Annotated in this window: 16 protein-coding genes and 2 tRNA genes; 7 read left to right on the forward strand and 11 right to left on the reverse strand. The window is 64.2% G+C overall.

Going from position 1 to position 21,469, the window contains the following annotated elements; all coding sequences use genetic code 11:
• Positions 1-16 precede the first annotated feature (16 nt).
• Complete coding sequence (locus RMET_RS23490; protein ID WP_011519013.1) at positions 17-940, reverse strand: LysR family transcriptional regulator; 924 nt, start codon at positions 938-940, stop codon at positions 17-19.
• Positions 941-1,061: 121 nt separating this feature from the next.
• Between RMET_RS23490 and metE the strand changes: the two genes are divergently transcribed.
• A complete protein-coding gene (gene metE / locus RMET_RS23495; RefSeq protein ID WP_011519014.1) occupies positions 1,062-3,473 on the forward strand; it encodes a 5-methyltetrahydropteroyltriglutamate--homocysteine S-methyltransferase in 2,412 nt (803 codons plus the stop codon).
• Positions 3,474-3,606: 133 nt separating this feature from the next.
• Positions 3,607-5,706, forward strand: a complete 2,100-nt coding sequence (locus RMET_RS23500; RefSeq protein WP_029309959.1) for a TonB-dependent receptor family protein — start codon at positions 3,607-3,609, stop codon at positions 5,704-5,706.
• A gap of 70 nt (positions 5,707-5,776) precedes the next feature.
• On the opposite strand, the gene RMET_RS23505 is transcribed toward RMET_RS23500, so the two are convergent.
• The 10 genes from RMET_RS23505 to RMET_RS23550 form a co-directional block, all read right to left on the reverse strand.
• Complete coding sequence (locus RMET_RS23505; RefSeq protein WP_011519016.1) at positions 5,777-7,189, reverse strand: DUF1254 domain-containing protein; 1,413 nt, start codon at positions 7,187-7,189, stop codon at positions 5,777-5,779.
• Between the two features lie 596 nt (positions 7,190-7,785).
• A tRNA-Arg gene (locus tag RMET_RS23510) sits at positions 7,786-7,862 on the reverse strand.
• A 118-nt stretch (positions 7,863-7,980) separates the two neighbouring features.
• A complete protein-coding gene (locus RMET_RS23515) occupies positions 7,981-8,871 on the reverse strand; it encodes a hypothetical protein (RefSeq protein WP_011519017.1) in 891 nt (296 codons plus the stop codon).
• A gap of 372 nt (positions 8,872-9,243) precedes the next feature.
• Positions 9,244-9,330: transfer RNA gene (locus tag RMET_RS23520), tRNA-Leu, on the reverse strand.
• A 107-nt stretch (positions 9,331-9,437) separates the two neighbouring features.
• Positions 9,438-10,718 carry an amidohydrolase family protein gene (locus RMET_RS23525; protein ID WP_011519018.1) on the reverse strand — a complete coding sequence of 427 codons (1,281 nt, stop codon included), beginning with the start codon at positions 10,716-10,718 and terminating at the stop codon, positions 9,438-9,440.
• 83 nt (positions 10,719-10,801) lie between these two features.
• Positions 10,802-11,464 carry a TetR/AcrR family transcriptional regulator gene (locus RMET_RS23530; protein ID WP_035821386.1) on the reverse strand — a complete coding sequence of 221 codons (663 nt, stop codon included), beginning with the start codon at positions 11,462-11,464 and terminating at the stop codon, positions 10,802-10,804.
• Complete coding sequence (gene upp / locus RMET_RS23535) at positions 11,464-12,156, reverse strand: uracil phosphoribosyltransferase (protein ID WP_029309611.1); 693 nt, start codon at positions 12,154-12,156, stop codon at positions 11,464-11,466. Before upp ends, RMET_RS23530 begins: the two co-directional genes overlap by 1 nt.
• A 149-nt stretch (positions 12,157-12,305) precedes the next feature.
• Entirely contained in the window at positions 12,306-13,613 is a 1,308-nt protein-coding gene (locus RMET_RS23540) for a URC4/urg3 family protein (RefSeq protein WP_011519021.1), read from the reverse strand.
• Complete coding sequence (locus RMET_RS23545) at positions 13,610-14,848, reverse strand: GTP cyclohydrolase II (protein ID WP_008648510.1); 1,239 nt, start codon at positions 14,846-14,848, stop codon at positions 13,610-13,612. Before RMET_RS23545 ends, RMET_RS23540 begins: the two co-directional genes overlap by 4 nt.
• A gap of 206 nt (positions 14,849-15,054) precedes the next feature.
• The gene (locus RMET_RS23550; RefSeq protein WP_011519022.1) at positions 15,055-16,155 is read right to left on the reverse strand and encodes an acyltransferase family protein; all 1,101 of its coding nucleotides are present in this window, start codon (positions 16,153-16,155) and stop codon (positions 15,055-15,057) included.
• 307 nt (positions 16,156-16,462) lie between these two features.
• Between RMET_RS23550 and RMET_RS33710 the strand changes: the two genes are divergently transcribed.
• The 5 genes from RMET_RS33710 to RMET_RS23570 all read left to right on the forward strand — a co-directional run bounded on the left by RMET_RS33710 (position 16,463) and on the right by RMET_RS23570 (position 21,419).
• Positions 16,463-16,660, forward strand: a complete 198-nt coding sequence (locus tag RMET_RS33710) for a hypothetical protein (protein ID WP_152560216.1) — start codon at positions 16,463-16,465, stop codon at positions 16,658-16,660.
• 258 nt (positions 16,661-16,918) lie between these two features.
• Positions 16,919-18,103 carry an acyl-CoA dehydrogenase family protein gene (locus tag RMET_RS23555; RefSeq protein WP_011519023.1) on the forward strand — a complete coding sequence of 395 codons (1,185 nt, stop codon included), beginning with the start codon at positions 16,919-16,921 and terminating at the stop codon, positions 18,101-18,103.
• Positions 18,104-18,186: 83 nt separating this feature from the next.
• Complete coding sequence (locus tag RMET_RS23560) at positions 18,187-19,326, forward strand: acyl-CoA dehydrogenase family protein (RefSeq protein WP_011519024.1); 1,140 nt, start codon at positions 18,187-18,189, stop codon at positions 19,324-19,326.
• Positions 19,327-19,536: 210 nt separating this feature from the next.
• Entirely contained in the window at positions 19,537-20,493 is a 957-nt protein-coding gene (locus RMET_RS23565; RefSeq protein WP_008648520.1) for an ABC transporter permease, read from the forward strand.
• Entirely contained in the window at positions 20,493-21,419 is a 927-nt protein-coding gene (locus RMET_RS23570; protein ID WP_011519025.1) for an ABC transporter permease, read from the forward strand. The genes RMET_RS23565 and RMET_RS23570 overlap by 1 nt, the downstream gene beginning before the upstream one ends.
• Positions 21,420-21,469: the final 50 nt, after the last annotated feature.

Genomic DNA, 21,469 nt, shown 5'->3' on the forward strand with positions numbered 1-21,469 from the left:
GCCTGAGCCTGAGCCGCTAGGCCGGCGTCCCCAGCAGTTCAATCCCGTCGAGTTCGGCCGCGCAGATATCGCGCACGATCGACACGAAATCGTCCACATAGGGCCGGTCGGCGATGGCGGCCGGCACCGTCGCGTATAGCTCGCTCCACAGCCCCTTCGTGCCGATGCGTTTGGCCAGCACGTAGTCGTGATCGACGTAGTTCTTCACGCCCCAGTTCGGTAGCGCGGCGACGCCACGCCGGCTGGCCACGAGTTGCAGCACCGCCACCGTAAGCTCCGCGGTGCGCCGCTGCAGACGAATACCGGCCGGCTCCAGCACCTCGCGGATCAGATCGATCCGCTGCTCCGGCACGGGATAGGTAATCAGCGTTTCTCCCGCCAGGTCCTGTGCCTCGATGCGCCGCTTGCTGCGCAGCCGATGCTCGTTGGCCATCACCGCCAGAATCTCGAAGCGGAACAACGGCGCCACGGTCAGCCCCCGCTTTACCGGCGGCTTCGATCCGATCACCATATCCGCCTTGCCGTTGTTCAACAGTGCCAGCGGGTCTGCGTGGAATCCGGCAACCAGATCCACCTCCACCTCGGGCCAGCGGCGACGGAACTCGTCCATCACAGGCATCAGCCAGTCGAAACAGGTGTGGCATTCGAGTACCACGCGCAACTCCCCGCGCGTATCGCCCTTGAGGCGCAGCAGATCGCGCTCGGCCGCGCTGATCGCCGCCAACGCCTCGCGTGCCAGGGCCAGCAGGCGTTCCCCTGCGGGCGTGAAACGCAATCCCTGGCGCGTGCGATCGAACAGCGGCATGTCATAGTGCGCCTCGATGGCCTTGATCTGATGGGAGAGCGCCGACTGGCTCACGTGCACGCGTTCAGCGGCCGTTGCCAGCTTGCCCGATTCGGCGATGGCCACGAGCGAGCGGAAATGGCGGACTTCAATCATTGCCCAGCCTCGTTTTTGATATGAATTTCATTCACTCTTTGTTTAGAACTTATCGCTTGATTCATTTTACCCGCAATCCGAAACTGTGCGCCATATCAGATACCGGACTTGGGAGTAACGGATGGCACGCACACATATCCTCGGATTTCCGCGCATTGGCGCGCGTCGTGAGCTGAAATTCGCGCAGGAAGCGTTCTGGCGCGGCGAAACGCCCGAAGCCGCCTTGCGCGAAACCGGCACCACGCTGCGACGTCGTCACTGGCAGCTGCAGGCCGATGCCGGCCTGGCGACCGTGGCTGCCGGCGACTTCGCCTGGTATGACCAGATGCTCGGACTGACCGCACTGCTGGGCGCGCTGCCGAAGCGTTTCGGCTTTGACGCCGCATCGCTGACGCTGGCCCAGTATTACGAACTGGCACGCGGCAATGCCGCCCAGCCGGCCATGGAAATGACCAAGTGGTTCGATACGAACTACCACTACCTCGTCCCCGAACTCGATGCGGACAGCACGTTCGATGGCGGCCCCACATGGTTCCTCGATGAAGTCGATGAAGCCCTGGCACTGGGCCTGGCTACGCGCCCCGTCCTGATCGGCCCGGTCACTTACCTGTACCTGTCGAAGTCGCACGTCCCCGGGTTCGATCGCCTCACCTTGCTGCCCAAGGTCGTGCAGGCCTACCGCCGCATCCTGGCGCAACTGCGCGAGCGCGGTATCGAATGGGTGCAGATCGACGAGCCGGTACTGTGCCTCGATATCGACGCCGAGTGGCTCGACGCCATTGATCGCGCTTATGTCGATCTGGTCGATCTGGTCGATCTGGCCGACGCGGGTCCGAAGGTCCTGCTGGCTACCTACTTCGACACCGCCGCTCCCCATGCGGCACGGGCCGCCGCGCTGCCGGTGCATGGCTTCCATGTCGATCTGGTGCGCGCGCCCGAGCAACTGGAAACCTGGCTGCAGGTGCTGCCCGCCAACGCGGTGCTGTCGGCAGGTGTGATCGACGGCCGCAACATCTGGCGCGCGGACCTGCGTGCCGTGCTGGCGACGCTCGCCCCGCTTCACGCACAACTCGGCGACCGTCTCTGGATCGCCCCGTCCTGCTCGCTGCTGCACGTGCCCGTATCGCTCGATGCCGAACAACGCCTCGATCCCGAACTGAAATCGTGGCTGGCCTTCGCTACAGAAAAGCTCGAGGAACTGCGCACGCTGGCCGTGGCGCTGAATCAGGGCAAAGCCGCAGCGGCGACGCAGCTCGCGGCATCAGACGCAGCACGCGAATCGCGCCGCACGTCGCGCCGCGTGGTCAACCAGCGGGTACAAGGTCGCCTGGCCGCTGTCACCGCCGACATGGCCGATCGCGCCAGCGCCTTCGATATCCGCATCGAACGCCAGCGCGAGGCGCTGCAACTGCCCGCGCTGCCCACCACCACGATCGGTTCGTTCCCGCAGACCACGGCGATCCGGCAAACCCGCGCGGCATACAAGCGTGGCGAGATCGGCGCGCTGGACTACCTGCAGCGCATCCGTGGCGAGATCGAACTGGCGGTGCGCAAGCAGGAAGCACTTGGCATCGACGTGCTGGTGCATGGCGAGGCCGAGCGTAACGACATGGTCGAGTACTTCGGTGAACAACTCTGCGGCTACGCATTCACCGAGAACGGCTGGGTGCAAAGCTATGGCTCGCGTTGCGTCAAGCCGCCGGTGATCTATGGCGATGTGTATCGCCCCGAGCCGATGACCGTGGACACGGCACGCTACGCACAGTCGCTGACCGACAAGCCGATGAAGGGCATGTTGACCGGCCCGGTGACAATGCTGCAATGGTCATTCGTGCGCGACGACCAGCCGCGTGCCACCACGGCGCGTCAACTGGCCCTGGCGATCCGCGACGAGGTACGCGATCTGGAAGCGGCCGGCATCCGCATCATCCAGATCGACGAACCGGCACTGCGCGAAGGCCTGCCCCTGCGCCGCGACGACTGGACCGCGTACCTCGAGTGGGCCGTCAATGCCTTCCGGCTGTCGGCCGCCGGCGTATCGGACCAGACCCAGATCCACACCCATATGTGCTACGCGGAGTTCAACGACATCCTGCCGGCCATCGCAGCCATGGATGCCGACGTGATCACGATCGAGACCTCGCGCTCGGCGATGGAATTGCTGGAAGGCTTCGGGGAGTTCGACTACCCGAATGAAATCGGACCGGGCGTCTACGACATCCACTCGCCGCGCGTGCCGACGGTGGAAGCCATCACCCGGCTGCTCGAGCGGGCGTGCGAAGTGATTCCGCCAGAGCGGCTGTGGGTGAACCCGGACTGCGGTCTCAAGACGCGCGGCTGGCCGGAAACGGAAGCGGCGCTGGCGAACATGATCACGGCAACGCGCCAGTTGCGCGGCAAGCTGGCAAGCCAGCCACCCGTGACTTGGAAACGTGTGACCCAGCCTGCCCCCGGAAGTGCGCGCAGCGCGGCAGCGGCGCACGCTCACGGTACTGCCTGCGACCCTAACTGCGCGGGACAACTTTCGATATAAGGCAAGAAGGTCCGTTGCGTCGCTGTGTCGCATGGCGCACGGATTCTCCCCTCCGTATCCTTGCGGTCGAGCCAAAATAAGAGCATATCTGGCCCACGTTGAATCCTCGGCGTGGGCCTATCGACCGCAAGCAATGCAACGACAAAAAAAATGGCGCCGCGCAGCGGCGCTTCCTGCCGCCGCACTGTCTGGTGTGGCCTTCGCCCAAACCGTTCCGGCAAGCGTTCCTGCCGAGATTCCAACCCTTCCTCCTGTCACCGCCACGGCTGCCGCGGCGGGTTCGTTGACCGCCCCGGGCATCGCGCAGCAGCGCCAGTCATTGTTCCAGTCGGCTGGATCCGTGGGCTTTGTTGATGCGGACTCCTATAGCAACACGTACGCCAGCGACCTGCGCGATGTGCTCAAGGATGCACCGGGTGTTTACGTACAGGAACGTTACGGCCAGGAGTTGCGGCTGTCGATCCGTGGCTCGGGAATTGCGCGCGGCTACCACACGCGTGGCCTGGAAATCCTGCAGGACGGCGTGCCGACCAACTTTGCCGACGGCAGCGGCGACTTCTACCAGATCGATCCGCTCGGTCTTTCGGCCGCCGAAGTCTACAAGGGCGGCAACGGGCTGGCGTATGGCAGCACCACCCTGGGCGGCGCCATCAACTTCACTACGCCCACCGCGCTGACCGCCGACGCGCCAAACATGGTCCGCCTGGATGGGGGCAGTTTCGGCACCGTGCGCGGCAGTGGCCAGGTGTCACGGCAGATCGGCAACTGGGACTTCCTGGTCAACGCCACGGTCAGCCATTCCGACGGCTATCGCAATCATGAACGCGGCCAGTACGAGCAGCTCAACGCCAATGTCGGCTACCGGTTCAGCCCGGCGGTGGAGACGCGCTTCTACTTTGGCGCCTATATCGTCGATCAGTTGCTGCCCGGCACGCTCTCTCTGAACGATGCGCTGAACAATCCGCGCATGGCATCGCCGAGCGCGCTGGCGGGCGACCAGGCACGCAACACGCGCACCGAGCGCCTGGCCAATGTCACCACCATCAAGCTCGACAGCGGCCAGATCGACTTCACTACCTGGGCGATCCACAAGAGCCTGTATCACCCGATCTTCCAGGTGATCGACCAGGACTACTGGACCTATGGCTTCGCGCCCCGCTACACGGGCGAATTCGCGCTTGGCGGCATGCGTAACCAGTTGATCGCCGGGATGCGATTCTTTGGCGGCAACAACGACGCGCGCCAGTACGTCAACGTCAATGGCAATCGTGGCGCGCAGACGCTGAATTCGGCGCAGGATGCCTACAACTACGAGCTCTATCTCGAAGACCGCCTCTATGTGCTGCCCACCGTGGCGCTGATGGCTGGCGCCAAGGCGTACCGCAACCGCCGCGAGTACAAGGACTATGGTGGCCTGCCTACCAATCCAACGCCGAAGTCGGACGCCACGAGCTATAGCGGCGTGAATCCGAAGTTTGGCGTGCTGTGGGAACCAAAGAAGAACGTCCAGGCGTTCATCGACATCACCCGTAGCGCCGATGTCCCCGATTTCACGGACCTGAACCAGACGATCGGCATGACACAGCAGTTCGTGCCACTGGCCGCCCAGCACGGCTGGACGCTGGAACTCGGCACGCGCGGCCAGCAGGACCGTTTCGGCTGGGATCTGACGCTGTACCGCTCTCTGGTGCGCGACCAGCTGCTGCAGTACACGGTCAGCCCCGACATCCCCGCGTCAACGTTCAACGCGAACAAGACGACCCTGCAAGGCGTGGAGCTTGGCGCGAATGTAGACGTGCTACGCAACGTGTTCGGCAGCAGCGACAAGGTCAATGTGTCCCAACTCTGGAACTACAGTGACTTCCGCTTCGACAACGATCCGGTCTATGGCAACAACCGGATCGCCGGGGTGCCGCAGCACGTGCTGCGCACGACGCTGGCCTATAGCCGAAACTCGCGCCTGCGCGTGGCGGGCACAATCGACTGGGTGCCGACCGGTGCATGGGTGGACTACGCCAACACGCTCAAGGTGCCAAGCTACGTGCTGTTCGGTATCGAGGCGAGCTACGAGTTCGAGCGTGGCGTGACGCTGTTCCTCGATGCCCGCAACCTGACGGACAAACGCTATATCAGCGATTTCAGCACCGTCACGGATGCGCGGACGGCCAATACGTCGGTGTTCTATCCGGGCAGCGGCCGCGCGTTCTACGCGGGGATCAAGTACAAGTTCTAAGGGTAGGCATTGCGCTCACTGCGCTCGGATGAGGGCCTCACCACGCCCTTGCCGGGCGTGGCGCGGGAAATCAGTTCACGCGCTGGACGGCGGGCGGCATCCACTTTCCATCGAGCACCACCTGGTCCGGCCAGTAGGCTCGCAGCATCAGATTGAAGGCGTCGGGCGGCGCCGGCAGCCAGTTGGATACCTTGCGCTCGTCGGGCCGTTCGTACTGGATATAGATGTCCAGAGAGCCATCGCGGTTGTAGCGCAGGCGATCACGGCTGCCGATCGCGTAGCGCTGCATCGAGTTGCTAACGAATGCCTGCTTTTCGTTGTACATCGTCAGCGACCAGAAGGCTTTCACCGGCGGCAACTGTGACTTGTCGAAGTGCAGGACGTAGCGGCTGCCACCATCGAACGGGCGGCCCATCGCATCGGCGCGCGCGGTCGGGTAGATCGCATCCTCGGGCAGATTCGCGCCCAGACCGAACATCGCCACCACGGCGCGGCGGCCATAGTCCGTGCCATATACCCCGATATCGCGCTGGACACGCCAGCCCATATTGCCGGCAGCGCTCTTGCGCCCATTGGCCTTGATCATCGTCAGCGCGGCGGATGCACCCTCCTGCACGGCGCGCGCCGTCGACGGCTCCAGCACAGTTGTCTTGAACGGCTGACCGGCCTTGATGCCCATGCGCTGCATCTTCTCGACCATCGCGGTGTCATCGGCTGCGGGCGGGTTGGCGGGCAGCAGCGCGGCCAGACGGGTAAAGAATGCCTGGGCGTCCATCGCCGCCACCTGCTCGGCCGGCGGCGTCTCCGTATCGATCATCGCTGCGCGCGGCACGGGCTGCACTGCGGTACGGCTGCCCTTGCGCCAAGCCGACAGCGGCACCAGGCGGAACTGATCCTGCAGCCGGTGCACGTTCGCATAGTCCTGCTTGCCATTGGTCTGAATCCGACCAATCAGCCAGGCCATATCGGTGGGCGACCGGATCTCCTTCACACCCTTGGGCAACTGCCCCTGCCAGTTCGGGCCGACGATTGCGAAAACCCCGCGCTTCGTACCAGTCGTGCGCTTGCCCGGCGACGCGAAGACATTGGTCCAGGCATCAAGCATCGGCATCAGGTAATAGCGACCGCTGGTATCGGGCACGGACAGCACCATCGGCTCCTTCGACAGGTCCAGCCACGCCGACGAATACAAGGTGTCGCCATTCGGGCTGACAACGTCGGTAAAGGCCGCGTCCGGGAAGGCGCGCTTGTGACCGAATGTATTGACCGGCACCTTGGCCGTCGCCACCTCACGCGTAACGTCCATCAGGACGAGCGGATAGGCGTAGGTGAACACCTCGGCCGAGAGGGTTTTCATCGCTTGGTCGGATGGCGGCTGTTCGACGGCCGAATCGGCTACCGAACGCTCCGACGTGGACGAGCAAGCGGAAAGGAAAACGGCAAGCGCAACTGCGCCCGCCAATCTGCGGATGGATGAATTCATGACCCCGTTTCCCATGGGAATGGCGGCCTTCCGGGCATCAGCAGGGGCGCGAGTTGCTCCGGAGGCGCATCTGATAGGGACGAATAATGTGCTTCCGGGTTGGCGGCTGTCAATGGCCCCGGCGAGTGGTTGCGCGGGGAAACGTACATTGGGGTTGGATTTTTTGGGGGGCTGTGAAAGGCCGCTGTACACTTTGGGTGCTTGCCAGTTCGTGCCCTGTGGGCCAATGCGTTCACAGATGTTCCGGCGAAAGCGACATCTACACGAGGCGCACAAACCCAAATGCCGATCCAAGGGTTTTCTGATTGTGCGACGCGGCCTTTAGGGCACAGGTTCTCAGGCAAGCGAAATGCCATTTGGCATCGAAGGGCCGGCGGCTAGTCTCTGGGCGTATAAGCCCCGACAGAACGACCTTACGGCGACTGTGCCATCCATCGCAGCCGCTGCTTTGCACCATCGATTGCCGCAGCGGCCACCACATACGAGTCGGTCATCGTCTTCAGATGAATCCACTGAACACAATCGAGCCAGACATACCCTCGCGCAGCAACCCAAAATGAAAAAGGGCTTCCATTTCTGGAAGCCCTTTTAATAGGTGGCGCGGCTGGCAGGATTCGAACCCACGACCCCTTGGTTCGTAGCCAAGTACTCTATCCAACTGAGCTACAGCCGCACGCGAGGCCCGAATTGTATCGCAATTCGCATCGCGCGCAAGTACTTCGTGAAAATTATTTCTCGAATACCAGATACTCCCTCGTCAGACACTACCGCGACACTGCTTCCGCCATCCCTTACCAGCGGTATCTGGCACCCAGAGTTCCGCCCGCGTTGCGTCCTGCGCGCGCCTTGACCCATAGTTTCAGGCCGGTGGTCGAATTGCTGTGCGCGCCGACGTTGAAGGACAGTAGACCACGCAGCAGATCGGTGTCGATGCGCGTGCCGTTGATGTTGATGGTGCGTGCGCGATTGTCTTGCCACCAGTCCGCTTCAACGAAGGGGTAGACACCATTCAGGCGCGTGGGCGCGGAGCTATACAGCCGCACGGCCAGCCCGGTGGCATTGGCCTCGCCCGGTGGCGCGTCCCAGTTGCCGGGTACCGGCGCCATGCCAGGACGGTATGCCATCTCGACACGGGACTGCAGGGTGGGACCGGATCTGTTGCGCGACAGCGGCGTATCCATCGCCAGTGCCATGGTGCGCGTGCCGCCATCGACGAACCCGGTTGCCGTTGTCATGTCATCGAGATGCAGCATCGCCGGGCGCGTGCCGGCCCGGTACGTTTCGACCTGGCGATCGATCGGTCCCGCGCTGCCCACGACCTCATGCTCTCCACTGGGCACCGACATCTGCTCCGAAGCCAGCACGTTGACAGGCGCAGGCTGATCAGGATCGTCGTCCATGGCCACCATGCGAGGTGGCTCGAGCGATGGGGATTCCGGTGTGGCGGCTTCCGCAGGCGGCGTGCCCGCGTCGCGTTTGTCCTGGACAATCGACGGCGGCATATCCGCGCCTGGCGGCCCGCTCGCAAGTTCCTCGGCGCAGGCCGCGGCGCTCGCAAGCAGCACGATCAGGAAGCCCAGATGGAGACAGGAATGGTGCCCTGGGTGCGCGGCGACACAGCGCTCCCAGCCGGGACAATGCCCGGCGCCCTCCCCTCTCCCGCACGTGAACAGTACGGACATGGCAACCACCTTGCCGGGCGTTATTGAATCGTGCCCGATCAAACTGGAGCATAGGTCAAAGCCGGCGTGTCAGTTAGACCGTAATGCGGGTTGCCGGACGGGAGCGGCACGCCCTGAGAATTTTGCCTGACAGTGTCAGTCATTCTTCCTGGAGCCGGTCCTCTTAAGCCTCGGGCGGAAAAACGAAAAAGCCCCGCTTGCGCGGGGCTTTTCTGAATTTGGTGCCCAGAAGAGGACTCGGTCACCCATGCGCGACCCCGGGTTGCGCTTGCATGCGCAACCTTGTCTCGTCCTCGCGAAAGGCCCTCAAGGGCCTTTCTTTCCGGGCGGAGAAACGAAAAAAGCCCCGCTTGCGCGGGGCTTTTCTGAATTTGGTGCCCAGAAGAGGACTCGAACCTCCACAGTGTTGCCACCGCTAGGACCTGAACCTAGTGCGTCTACCAATTCCGCCATCTGGGCTTCGTTTCGCTGCATTGCTGCTGCGATGCGAAGAAAGAGATTATGCTGAGCAAGCCGATCTCTGTCAACACAAAATTCATCGATTCTTCAAAAAACGCTCCACATCGTCATGCCCGGTGTAACTGGAAGTCGACTTGAGCCGGTCGACCCGCGAGCGCCAGCATTGCGGTGGCCGGCGCCGTGCGGGCGATGACATTCCCTGCCCGCATTACCAGCAGCCGCGTTGCGCGCAGGCGGAGCGCCTCCACCGGGTCCCGCGCCTGCAGCAGCACCAGATCCGCGCGGCGGCCCGGCGAGATCCCATAGCCTTCGAGACCCAGGATACGTGCCGGCGTTTCTGTCACAGCGGTGAAACACGCGCGCATGGCGTCCTGCCCCGTCATCTGCGCGACGTGCAGACCCATGTGGGCCACCTCTAGCATGTCGCCCGAGCCAAGGCTGTACCAGGGGTCCATCACACAGTCGTGACCGAAGGCCACAGGAATGCCGGCGGCAAGCATCTCGGGCACGCGCGTCATGCCGCGCCGCTTCGGATAGGTATCGTGCCGCCCCTGCAGCGTGATGTTGATCAGCGGATTGGCGATGGCCGATACGCCGGCCTCTCGCATCAGCGGCAGCAGCTTGGAGACGTAGTAATTGTCCATCGAATGCATCGACGTCAGATGCGAACCCGTGACGCGTCCCTGCAAACCCAGCCGTACCGATTCGCTCGCCAGCGTCTCGATATGGCGCGACATCGGGTCGTCGCTTTCGTCGCAATGCATGTCCACGCGCAACCCGCGCTCGGCGGCTTCCTCGCAGAGCATCTTCACCGACGCCGCGCCGTCGGCCATCGTGCGCTCAAAATGCGGAATGCCGCCCACCACATCGACGCCAAGGTCCAGCGCGCGGCGAAGGTTGTTGAGCGCATCCGGTGCGCGCAGCAGACCGTCCTGCGGAAATGCCACGAGTTGCAGATCCAGGTAGGGCCTGACGCGCTCACGCACGTGCAGCAGCGCCTCCGTGGCCAGCAGGCGCGGATCGCACACATCCACGTGGGAACGGATCGCCAGCAGCCCTTTGGAGACGGCCCAGTCGCAATACGCCAGCGCGCGCTCGACGATGGCATCCTGCGTAAGCAGCGGCTTCAGCTCCCCCCACAGCGCGATGCCCTCGAGCAGCGTGCCGGACTGGTTCACGCGCGGCAGGCCGTATGACAGCGTGGAGTCCATATGGAAGTGCGCATCGACGAACGGCGGCGAGACAAGCTGTCCAGCAGCGTCGATCTCCTCGCCCGCCGTTGCCGCGATCCGTGGCTCCACCGCCGCGATCCGCCCGTTGGCAATGCCGATATCGATATCGGTACGTCCGTCAGGCATATTGCAGTGGCGCAGGATGGTGTCGAACATGAGGCGTCCCTTGTGATCCCGGTGGCGGTGACGTGGCAATGGTAGACGAAGACTGCATGGCAACTGCCATGCTAGATGCTGGCTCAGGCCAGCGAGGCTTCCTGATCCAGCCCGCAGCCACGCAGCAGCAATGCCACCAGGTGCTCGGTGGCGCGTTCGAAGTCCTCGGTGTCGAGCTGGCTGACGCCCAGCACGGCGCAGACCTGCGCATCGAAGTCCGCGTACGTCTGCGTGGCGGCCCAGATCGTGAAGAAGAGGTGATAGGGGTCGACACGGGCCATCTGACCGTCTTCAATCCATGAGCGAATCACCATGGCCTTGCGCGTCACCAGTTCGCGCAACGCTTCACGCAGCACGCCGCCGATCTCAGGGGCGCCGTGCAGCAACTCGTTGGCGAACACGCGAGACGCGTCCGGATGGCTGGCCGACAGCCGCATCTTGGCGCGGATGTACTGCTCCAGCGCCACGCGCGGCGCATGGTCGGCGCTGATGATATCGGTCTCCGATAGCCAGAGCTGCAACGTGTGCGCCAGCACGGCGCGGTACAGCGCCTGCTTCGTCCGGAAGTAGTAGTGCAGGTTCGACTTCGGCATGCCGGCGTGCAGCGCGATGTCGGCCATCGTGGCCCCGGCGAACCCCGCGCGCGCGAACACGTGTTCCGCGGCGCGCAGGATCTGCGCCTCATTCTCCTGCCGGATACGGCCTCCCGATTCGCGCACGGGCGGCGCAAGCGCCGGCGCGCCCATCATTTGGTGCCGTAGAGCCGGTCACCGGCATCGCCGAGACCGGGCACGATATAGCCGTGCTCGTTGAGTTGCTCGTCAATGGCCGCCGTGACGATGCAGACATCAGGGTGCGCTGCCTGCAGCGCGCGTAATCCGGGCCGCGATGCAATCAGGCAGACATACTTCATGGTGGTCACCCCCGCTTCCTTGAGACGATTCAATGCGGCGATGGCCGAGTTGCCCGTAGCCAGCATCGGGTCGACGACGATCACCATCCGCTCGCCGATGTCCTCGGGCATCTTGAAGTAGTACTCGATCGGCTCCAGTGTCTCGGGGTCGCGGTACAGGCCGATATGACCCACGCGAGCAGCCGGCAGCAGTTCCAGCATCCCGTCGAGAAAGCCGTTGCCGGCACGGAGGATCGATACCAGACAGAGCTTCTTGCCGGACAGCACCGGCGACTGCATGGGCGCGATCGGCGTGCGGATCGAGATGATCTCCATCGCCAGGTCGCGCGTCGCCTCGTAGGTCAGGAGCTGGCTGATCTCCCGCACCAGGCGCCGGAAGTTGTCGGTGGTGGTGTCCTCGTTGCGCACGAGTGTGACCTTGTGCTGCACCAGTGGATGATTCACGACCATGACCGAAGGCGACGTGGCCTTATCGGGGTTGACATAGGTCTCCGTGGCCGCAGCCGCGGCTGGCAGATCGTTCATGGTGCGCTCCTTGAGTGACAAACTCTCGTGAAGTTCGGGCAAGGCGGTCCTTGGGCCCGCCACGTCTGGGGCTGCCAGCGAATCGTTTCCGTTGTCTGCTGTCCGTTGTCTACTGCCTGCTTCCGTGCGTTCGATCCATGCGCGACGCGCTAGAACACAGTGCCGTCGCTCTGTATTGCGAACGGCGGCGGCCCGCCCGGTGGACGCCGCTGCGCCGCGACACGCCGCCCCGCCGCCCACGTGCCGCCCTCGAGCACACGCGCCAGCGGAAAGTCCGCTTCGCTCAAACCGAGCGCCTGCCGCACGCCATCAGCGATCAGATCCAGCCCCGTCACGGTCAGCGCTCGCCATTCGACGATCTCCGGCTCATCCACCGCGTGCGCGCGGCTGGCGAACGTGGCATCGCGTGGCACCATCAGTTCGAAGTCGTACAGCAGGCCACCGTTGCGGTACTCGGGCAGACCCGTCAGCGCATCGAGCCCGGTCACGGTCAGCCCCGCATCCTCCAGCGGCTCCAGCAACGAATAGGTCAGCCATTGCGTGAGTTTGTGGAACGGCACCATACCCTCGGGAGCCGCCGGATGCCGCCAGCAATCCCCGAGCGAGATCCCCTGGATCTGCAGCCGGCCTGGCCACACAGGGCCCAGCGCCACCAGCAGCGTGCGCAGCACGAAGCTCGCTTCGATCCGGCCTTCGCGCGCATGCGAGGCCAGATAGTCATACAGGTTGCCGAGCCGTGCCGGGCTGCCAAACACCGCCGGTGTGTCCTGCATCACCTCCCCGAGCCGGCGCAGAAGTCCCGCGCGGCCTTCCAGGCCGACCAGCGGGTTGTGCTGCGCCACCTGGAACGCCGAGGCAATGGTCGAGGCGTCGATGCGGCAAAGGCGGTCGGCGTCGGAACGTAACGGATCGCCTTGCCCGGCGGAGAAGCCGCCACGCGCGAACAGGTCGAAGCTGGCCACGCCGAGCCCCTCCGAGCGCGTCAGCATCATGTCGCTGGCCGCATCGCGGTAGCGCCAGTCGGGCCCAGCGCCCGCATCGAGCAGCACGCTCGGGATCACCAGATCTATGCCGATCCGCGCGCGCTCCTCGCGATGCTCGGGGCCCGACATGCCCGCGCGCTCGCACAGGATCTGCCAGCGGTTGATCGTGGCCTGCCCCGGCCCGCCACTTTCAAAATGGCGCCAGCGGCTGTGATACGGCACCTGCAACGTCGGATAGCGGCGGCGAATCGTCGCGGCCACATAGTCGGCGATCGCGTGAACGCGGTCCGGGTGCCACGTGAACAACTCGGATTCCCCCGAGGCCACGAAGTCCGTCACCACCGCGCAACGCGTTCGCACGGCTTCCGCACTGAGCAGCGCAGCCGCGGGATGATCGGGTGGAACGGGGCTATGCCAGCCGCTGCCCATGCCATCGTCGCGTCCTGCTCTGCCTCCTTCCGGAAATTCATTCATTCCTTCAACCCCCTGCCCTTTGCCTGGGCGAGTTCCTTGGCGTCGGGCGGCGTGTACCTGGAGAAATAACCCGCCGCCACCTTCGCATCGATTTCCACGCGCGCATCGGCCGGGATCAGGGACTCGGGAATCGCCACCTGCTCCACCACCTCGATACCCTGCGCCGTCAGCGCGCCGTGCTTCATGTTGCTCATCGAGGCCCAGCGATCGATCCTCCTGATCCCGAGCCAGTGAAATACATCCGGCATCAATTCCTGGAACCGCATGTCCTGCACGCCGGCCACGCATTCGGTACGTTCGAAGTAGGTTTCGGCGCGGTCGCCGCCCACCTGGCGCTTGCGCGCGTTGTAGACCAGGAACTTCGTCACCTCGCCAAGCGCGCGGCCTTCCTTCCGGTTATAGACCACCAGGCCCACGCCACCCTGCTGCGCCATCTCGATACAAACCTCGATACCGTGCGCCAGATACGGGCGGCATGTGCAGATGTCCGACCCGAACACGTCGGAGCCATTGCATTCGTCATGCACGCGGCAGGCGACGCGGGTATCGGGCTGGCCCAGCTTTGTGACATCGCCGAAAAAATAGAGCGTCATGCCGCCGATCGGAGGCAGGAACACCTTCAGATCGGGTCGCGTCACAAGTTCGGGAAACATGCCGCCGGTCTGCTCGAACAGGCTGCGGCGCAGCACGCTCTCCTTGATATTGAAGCGGCGCGCGATGCCGGGCAGGTACCAGACCGGGTCCACCGCCGCCTTGGTCACGCGCACGTCGCCATTGGCCTCGAGGATGTCGCCGTCGGGCTTGAGCCGTCCGGCCGAGATCGCGGCCATGAGTTCGGGCATGTTGATATGTGCACGCGTGATGGCGATGGTCGGACGGATGTCCACCCCGGCGGCGATGCGGTCGGCGAAGACGGTGGAGACCAGGTGGCCCCAGGGATCCAGCGACACGATCCTGTCCGGATCGCCCCACTGCGGGTGCGGGCCGATGGCTTCGGCCGGGGATGTATCGGTCAGGTCGGGACGATGCGCGCGCTGCAGGCTGCCCGCCGCCACTGCCAGCGCGCGATAGATCGCATAGGCGCCAGCGTGGGTACCAATAACGTTGCGCTGCGCGGGGTCTGTCAGGCTGGCAATGACCGGCCCCCGCTCGGCCGCCGTGGGTGCGCCCCAGTGAATCGGCTCGGCCGGCTTGTCGCGGCGTGTGTGCGAGGTCAGAACGATATGATCGGACATGGCAGCCTCGTCTCCCCGGATCGAAACCTGACCAGTTGGTCAGGTTTATATATCCATACTAGGCAATGGCCATGCCAACCCTCAACTGGGGTTGTTACCGTGAGTGACATTCCGCACGCACCGGACGGGTGCGGGATGCATGACGAAGGCGGTACATGCTGGTGCGGACGCACCAGCATTGATTTGACGAGGTTGACGCCGGCCGCTCAGGCCTGGGGCTTTTCGCCCCGCGTCCACTTGCGGGTGTGAATCCCTTCCTTGACGAAGTCGATCACCGAGCGCAGCGGGCTGGCAGCCTCCACATAGCGATGGAATACAGCGCCGGCTACGTTGCTGGCGACCCACGCCAGCAACATCCCCAAAGCGTTGAGCATCGGCTGGCCCGGAGCGAAATGGAACACCAAGGCGTTCACTACCAGGCAGACCGGAAAGTGCACGAGGAAGACCGAGTACGAGATCTTGCCGAAGTATGCGGTGACGCGGCCACCCGGCCAATGCTCGAGCCAGCCCCCGCGGCGGGAGATGGCCAGCACCAGCGCCGTGACCAGCGCGACGGCGATACGCAGGCGGAAGTCCATCGTCAGGGCCGCCACGCCAACCGCGCCAAGCGCGATCAGGGCCACCGGAGAACGATCGGGGTTCGACGCCCAGTACGCGAGCGTGCCCATGCCGTAGGCGCCAAAGAAGTAGATCGCCCAGATATCCCAGGTGGCATCACGGTTGAACCAGAACAGCGAGGCCACCGCTAGCGCGGCCACCGTCGGCACGCCCAGCGGCAACGTATCGCGTGACACCGCGCGCGCCAGCCAGAGCGCGAATACCAGCAGCGCGAACAGTTGCAGATCGATCGCGATATACCAGACGCCTGCGGACAGCGCGTCCACATCGAGGATGTTGTGCAGCAGCAGGATGTGCGCGATGACCTGCGTCAGGTGCGGCGCGGCGGGTATCGAGTCGTGATGCATCCACGTCCGCGCGATGGCGGCGCCGATGATCGCGACGAGCATCGCCACGGTGTAGGGCACGACCAGTTTCTGATAGCGGCGCCATACCGTGGAAAGCGGGCTCTGGGCGGTCAGGCGTCCGGCGGGAGCCAGGCTGCGCGCGGCAAGGAATCCGCTGATGACCAGGAACACCTGCACCGCGATGCGCGCGTAGTCAGACAGCCAGCCGATCAGGCCGGGGGCCAGAGATTGGGCGGCATCGGACATCGGCCCATAGAAGGCCAGATGGTGCAACACGATCAGCTGCGAGCTGACCGCCTTCAGCGCGTCTACACACGCCAAACGAGAAGGCCGGGGGCTCATTTGTTATATGTGAGATACAAAGTGGGGCGCATTGTACCTCCATTGTTGCGTTTCAAAATGTGGAGAGTGGGTAACGCATGTAAGCAGGTGTACTGCCCTCATGCGTCGCATCGCTTTCGACTGAACTTCCGCCACTGGCACTAGCTTATGAAAAGAAAGCACAAATTGCCGGTGGCATTTGGAGAAACCGGTCACGTTTCTCATATGCAGACATACAGGTATGGACATGGTTGTCCTATCCCTGCGAGCACTAACCACACCGTTCGGACGAGCTTTCTCGTCTCCATAAAAAATTCGTATGAATGGTATGGAAAAGAAGAATGCCAGGAATGTCGTCAATATTCTCTCGACAAGAGACCTGAATCGGGCCGAAGTACCCGCTCCTGGCGGTGCCTGCCACCGGATCGATCGAGGCAATGAAACTTCCGGGATTGCGAAGCATGATGAGCGCTTCGATCAATCTTCGCAGAAGTTAAGCTATTTTCTACCGCACTCGCTGACATGATTCGCACTCCGCGTCGCGCCACCCTCGAGCGACGGGTCGCATCCGACCTCCACGGCTTCGCGCTCGGCAAGCCACTCGGGTTAGGTTTTGGAGTATTGACGCCCTTTGGGTCGGCTTGTATAAAAGTTGCCGTACCCGCCACCTTCTGCAAGTGTTTTAGAAAAATAAGACTGTGGCATGGAACAACCTTGATCCGATTTTCCGGCAGACCGATGCCCGCGTGGCACGGCTTCCCAGGGACGCAACAAGGAGACAATTGTGGACGGACTGGAGACATTTCGGCAGGAGGCGCATGCCTGGCTGGAAGCGAACTGCCCGGCGGAGATGCGCCAACCGGTGCGCAACGAGGACGACATCTGCTGGGGCGGGCGCAAGTTCCGCTATCAGTCCGATGCGCAGCGCCTGTGGCTGCAACGCATGGCCGAAAAGGGCTGGACCGTTCCGGAGTGGCCAACCCAATATGGCGGCGGCGGGCTCAGTCCGGCGCAGGCCCGGGTGCTGCGCGCCGAAATGGCCCGATTGAACTGCCGGACGCCGCTGCAGAGCTTCGGCATCTCGATGCTGGGCCCGGCGCTGCTGAAGTACGGCACCGAGGCGCAAAAGCAGGGGCACCTGCCCAAGATCGCACGCGGAGAGATCCGCTGGTGCCAGGGCTACTCGGAGCCCAATGCCGGCTCCGACCTGGCGGCGCTGCAAACGCGCGCTGAAGAGCGTGACGGCCACTTTATCGTCAACGGCCAGAAGATCTGGACTTCGTACGCCGACAAGGCCGACTGGATCTTCTGCCTGGTGCGCACCGACTTCCAGGCGCAGAAGCACACGGGTATCAGTTTCCTGTTGTTCGACATGGAAACCCCCGGGGTCTCCACCCGGCCCATCGTGCTGATCTCAGGCAAATCTCCCTTCTGCGAGACCTTCTTCGACGATGTGAAGGTGCCGTGCCACCAGTTGGTCGGCGAGCCGAACCGTGGATGGGAAATCGCCAAGTATCTGCTGACGCACGAGCGCGAAATGATCAGCGCCATTGGCAGCCGTGGCTTCCGCGAGCCCATGGGTCGCCACGCGGCGAAAGTCATCGGCGTGGATGCGCAACGCCGCCTCGACGATCCGATGCTGCGTGCCCAGATTGCCCAGTTCGAGATTGACGAAGCCGCCTTTGCGGCCGCCGGCGAGCGGGCACGCGACCTGGCCAAGCAAGGCGAGGGAATGGCAGCGTTCTCTTCCGTGCTGAAGTACTACGGCGCAGAACTGAACAAGCGACGCTATGAACTGTTGATGTCCGTCGGCGGCACTGACGCCCTGGAGTGGGAAGGCGAACGCAGCCAGGACGGCGCCCTGGCGCGGAGCTGGCTGCGCACCAAGGCCAATTCGATCGAGGGCGGGACCAGCGAGGTGCAGCTCAACATCGTCGCCAAGCGCCTGCTCGGCCTCCCGGGCGCCTGACGTACCGGCTCGCCCGTACCGCCACGCCTACCGCAGCCCAAAGACATCGAAGCCCTCGAAGCCCAAGGACCGTCAAAGCCGCCATGCCCATCGTATTCGACGACACGCAGGAAATGCTGCGCGACAGCGCCCTCGCCTTCCTGAAGGACAACGCCCCGATTTCCGCGCTGCGCACGCTGCGCGACACGCATGACCCCGTCGGATTCTCCCGGGATCTCTGGCGCCAGGCCGCCGAATTGGGATTCACCGGCGTGCTGATCGACGAAGCCTATGGCGGCAGTGGCCTCGGCGTGGTCGAGGCCGGCATCATCGCCGAAGCTATCGGGGCCACGCTTGCGCCGTTGCCGTTCCTTTCCACCTCGGTGCTTGGCGCCTCACTGCTGGGGCTGTTCGGCAGCGACACGCAGCGAAGCGCGCTGCTGCCGGAGATGGCATCGGGCCGCCACCTGACGGCGCTCGCGCTGGACGAGGGGAGCAAACACCGGCCAGAGCGCATCACCCTGCTGGCGCGACGCCATGGCGACGGGTACATGCTCGACGGCAGCAAGGTGTTCGTCGTCGACGGCCATGTGGCCGACACGTTGATCGTCGCAGCGAAAGACGCGCAGGCGGGGCCCGATGGCGACATCTCGCTGTTCCTCGTGCCGCGCGACAACGCCGGCGTCCGCGTCGAACGCTGCGTGATCGCCGATGCCACCAATGCGGCACGCGTCACCTTCGAGGGCGTCCGAGTTCCGGCCTATGCGCTGCTGGGCCGCGCCGGCAACGGCGCCGCGATGCTCGACAAGGTACTCGACATCGCCCGCGCGGTGCTGTCGTCCGAACTGGTCGGTATTGCAGATGCCACGTTCGCGCGCACGCTCGCCTACCTGAAGGAGCGCAGCCAGTTCGGCAAGCAGATCGGCGAGTTCCAGGCCCTGCAGCATCGTGCCGCACATCTGTTCGCGGAGATCGAACTCGCGCGTGCCGCGGTGCTGCAGTGCCAGCAGCGGCTGGACGCTGGCCGTTCGGATGGGCCGGAGCCGCTAGTTTGCGTCGCCAAGGCCAAGGCCGGCACCACCGCCACCCTGGCAGTGCAGGAGGGCGTGCAGATGCACGGCGGTATCGGCATGACCGACGAACTGGACATCGGGTTCTACATGAAGCGCGCACGCACAGCCCAGGAGTGGTTGGGCGACGCCAACTGGCAGCTCAACCGCTGGGCAGGAATGCGCGGCTACTGATCTGGCCAGCCCTCCCGCCACGACGCTGGCGGGGCACGACGCAACACCGAGGCGAAAGCGATCGCGCGGATGTCGGCATACGCCCATGCCGGCCGATCGCTCACAAGGAGGCAACATGTCTGCGGTATCGACTGTACGCGCCACCCCGGGAACGACATCGGCAGCAACATCGCCGCCCGGAATCCAGCCAGCATCGCTCAGGGGCTTGCCATGAGCGCCTACTTCGTGCGTCGCCTGCTGGCACTGATACCGACGCTGCTCTTCGCCAGCATCATCGTGTTCACCATCGTGCGCCTGGTGCCCGGCGACGTGGTCGATCTCATGCTGAGTCAGAACGACATCAGCGCCGATGCCCTCACCCGCGAGCAACTGGTCCACGCGCTAGGGCTCGACCGTCCTATCTGGGATCAATACCTGCGCTGGGTCACCAATATCGTGCTGCACGGTGATCTGGGGCAGTCCCTTTGGCAAAGCGAGCCGGTCCTGAAAATGGTGATGGCCCGAATCCCGGCCACCTTCTCGCTAGGTGTGCTGGCCCTGTTCGTGGCACTGACGGTGGCGCTGCCCATCGGGATCGTGTCGGCCACCCGCCAGGACAGCGCCGTCGACTACGTGGCGCGGTCGTTCTCCATCCTGATGCTGGCCGTCCCCAGCTTCTGGCTCGGCACGATGGTGATCGTGTTCCCGTCAGTGTGGTGGGGCTGGTCCCCCGACGTGCGCTACATCCCCTTTCTCGAAGACCCGGTGCAGCACGTGAAACAGATGCTGGTGCCAGCCATCGTGCTGGGCATGGCGCTGTCCGCCATCACGATGCGGATGACGCGCACCATGATGCTGGAGGTACTGCGGCAGGACTATATCCGCACAGCCTGGGCCAAGGGACTGAACGAACGACAGGTCATCTTCCGCCATGCGCTGCGCAATGCGTTGATTCCGGTGGTGACCCTCATCGGGCTGCAGGCACCGCTGCTGATCGGTGGCGCCGTCGTCATCGAACAGATCTTCGCGGTACCGGGCATGGGCCTGTTGCTGCTCGATGCCGTGCACCAGCGGGACTATCCGGTCATCACTGGTGTCTTTCTCGTGGTCGGCGTGGCGGTGATGCTGATCAATCTGCTAGTAGACCTGAGCTACGGCCTGTTCGACCCCAAAGTGAGGCACCACTGATGGCACACCCCTCCGTCGATCCACGCGCCGTGTCCCCTTCGCTCGTGACGGCCCAGGCGCCTCCCGCCTCGCGCAGGCGCTCCCGGTTTCCCATGATGCGCCGACTGTTCCGCGACAAACCGCTCGGCGCGGCCGGCGCCGTGATCTGCGCGATCTTCTTGTTCTGCGGCGTCTTTGCCGGCTGGCTCGCGCCATACGGTGTCAACGAGATCAACATGATGGCGCGGCTGCAACCACCGTCATGGGCGCATCTCTTCGGCACCGACAATCTCGGCCGTGACATCTTCTCCCGCTGCCTGTATGGCGCGCAGCTGTCGGTGGTGATCGGCCTCTCGGCGGCCACGCTGGCCACGCTGGTTTCCCTCGTGCTTGGCATCCTGTGCGGCTATCTGGGCGGCAAGCTGGACCTGGTGGTGCAGCGAATGGTCGACGCCTGGATGAGTTTTCCGGACCTCATCATCCTGATCGTCGTGGTCTCGGTGCTGGGCCCGGGCAGTTGGCAAATCGTCTGCACGCTGGGTCTGCTGCTCGGTATCGGCGGCTCCAGAATCGTGCGCGGGGCCGTGGTATCGGTGCGCGAGAACATGTACGTGCACGCGGCGCAATCGATCGGCGCCTCCACCAGCCGCATCCTGTGGCGGCACATCCTGCCCAACGTGCTGCCGCCGGTGATCGTCCTGTTCACGACCCGCGTCGGCACCGCGATCCTGGCGGAATCGGGACTGTCATTCCTGGGCCTCGGCGTGCCGCCGCCCGCCCCGACCTGGGGCGGCATGCTGTCGGGCGACGGGCGCACCTTCATGTTCCAGGGGCCGTGGCTCGCGCTTGCGCCAGGCATCTGCCTGACGGTGGTGGTCTACGCCATCAACGTCTATGGCGATGCCATGCGCGACCTGCTCGACCCACGCCTACGCGGCGGCCGCTGAAACGCGCCCGCCAACACCGGCCGGCAATGTGGCCCGCCGAATCACGACTC

The organism is Cupriavidus metallidurans CH34, assembly GCF_000196015.1.
GTDB classification, from domain to species: domain Bacteria; phylum Pseudomonadota; class Gammaproteobacteria; order Burkholderiales; family Burkholderiaceae; genus Cupriavidus; species Cupriavidus metallidurans.

What these genes read in the sequence shown, in the direction of transcription:
- RMET_RS23515 (WP_011519017.1), bottom strand. Translation starts at nt 8,871, where the DNA reads ATGTCCGTACTGTTCACGTGCGGGAGAGGGGAGGGCGCCGGGCATTGT.
- RMET_RS23545 (WP_008648510.1), bottom strand. Translation starts at nt 14,848, where the DNA reads ATGTCCGATCATATCGTTCTGACCTCGCACACACGCCGCGACAAGCCG.
- RMET_RS23490 (WP_011519013.1), bottom strand. Translation starts at nt 940, where the DNA reads ATGATTGAAGTCCGCCATTTCCGCTCGCTCGTGGCCATCGCCGAATCG.
- RMET_RS23570 (WP_011519025.1), top strand. Translation starts at nt 20,493, where the DNA reads ATGGCACACCCCTCCGTCGATCCACGCGCCGTGTCCCCTTCGCTCGTG.
- RMET_RS23505 (WP_011519016.1), bottom strand. Translation starts at nt 7,189, where the DNA reads ATGAATTCATCCATCCGCAGATTGGCGGGCGCAGTTGCGCTTGCCGTT.
- RMET_RS23565 (WP_008648520.1), top strand. Translation starts at nt 19,537, where the DNA reads ATGAGCGCCTACTTCGTGCGTCGCCTGCTGGCACTGATACCGACGCTG.
- RMET_RS23530 (WP_035821386.1), bottom strand. Translation starts at nt 11,464, where the DNA reads ATGGGCGCGCCGGCGCTTGCGCCGCCCGTGCGCGAATCGGGAGGCCGT.
- RMET_RS23540 (WP_011519021.1), bottom strand. Translation starts at nt 13,613, where the DNA reads ATGAATGAATTTCCGGAAGGAGGCAGAGCAGGACGCGACGATGGCATG.
- RMET_RS23560 (WP_011519024.1), top strand. Translation starts at nt 18,187, where the DNA reads ATGCCCATCGTATTCGACGACACGCAGGAAATGCTGCGCGACAGCGCC.
- RMET_RS23550 (WP_011519022.1), bottom strand. Translation starts at nt 16,155, where the DNA reads ATGAGCCCCCGGCCTTCTCGTTTGGCGTGTGTAGACGCGCTGAAGGCG.
- RMET_RS23525 (WP_011519018.1), bottom strand. Translation starts at nt 10,718, where the DNA reads ATGTTCGACACCATCCTGCGCCACTGCAATATGCCTGACGGACGTACC.
- RMET_RS33710 (WP_152560216.1), top strand. Translation starts at nt 16,463, where the DNA reads ATGGAAAAGAAGAATGCCAGGAATGTCGTCAATATTCTCTCGACAAGA.
- metE (WP_011519014.1), top strand. Translation starts at nt 1,062, where the DNA reads ATGGCACGCACACATATCCTCGGATTTCCGCGCATTGGCGCGCGTCGT.
- RMET_RS23500 (WP_029309959.1), top strand. Translation starts at nt 3,607, where the DNA reads ATGCAACGACAAAAAAAATGGCGCCGCGCAGCGGCGCTTCCTGCCGCC.
- upp (WP_029309611.1), bottom strand. Translation starts at nt 12,156, where the DNA reads ATGAACGATCTGCCAGCCGCGGCTGCGGCCACGGAGACCTATGTCAAC.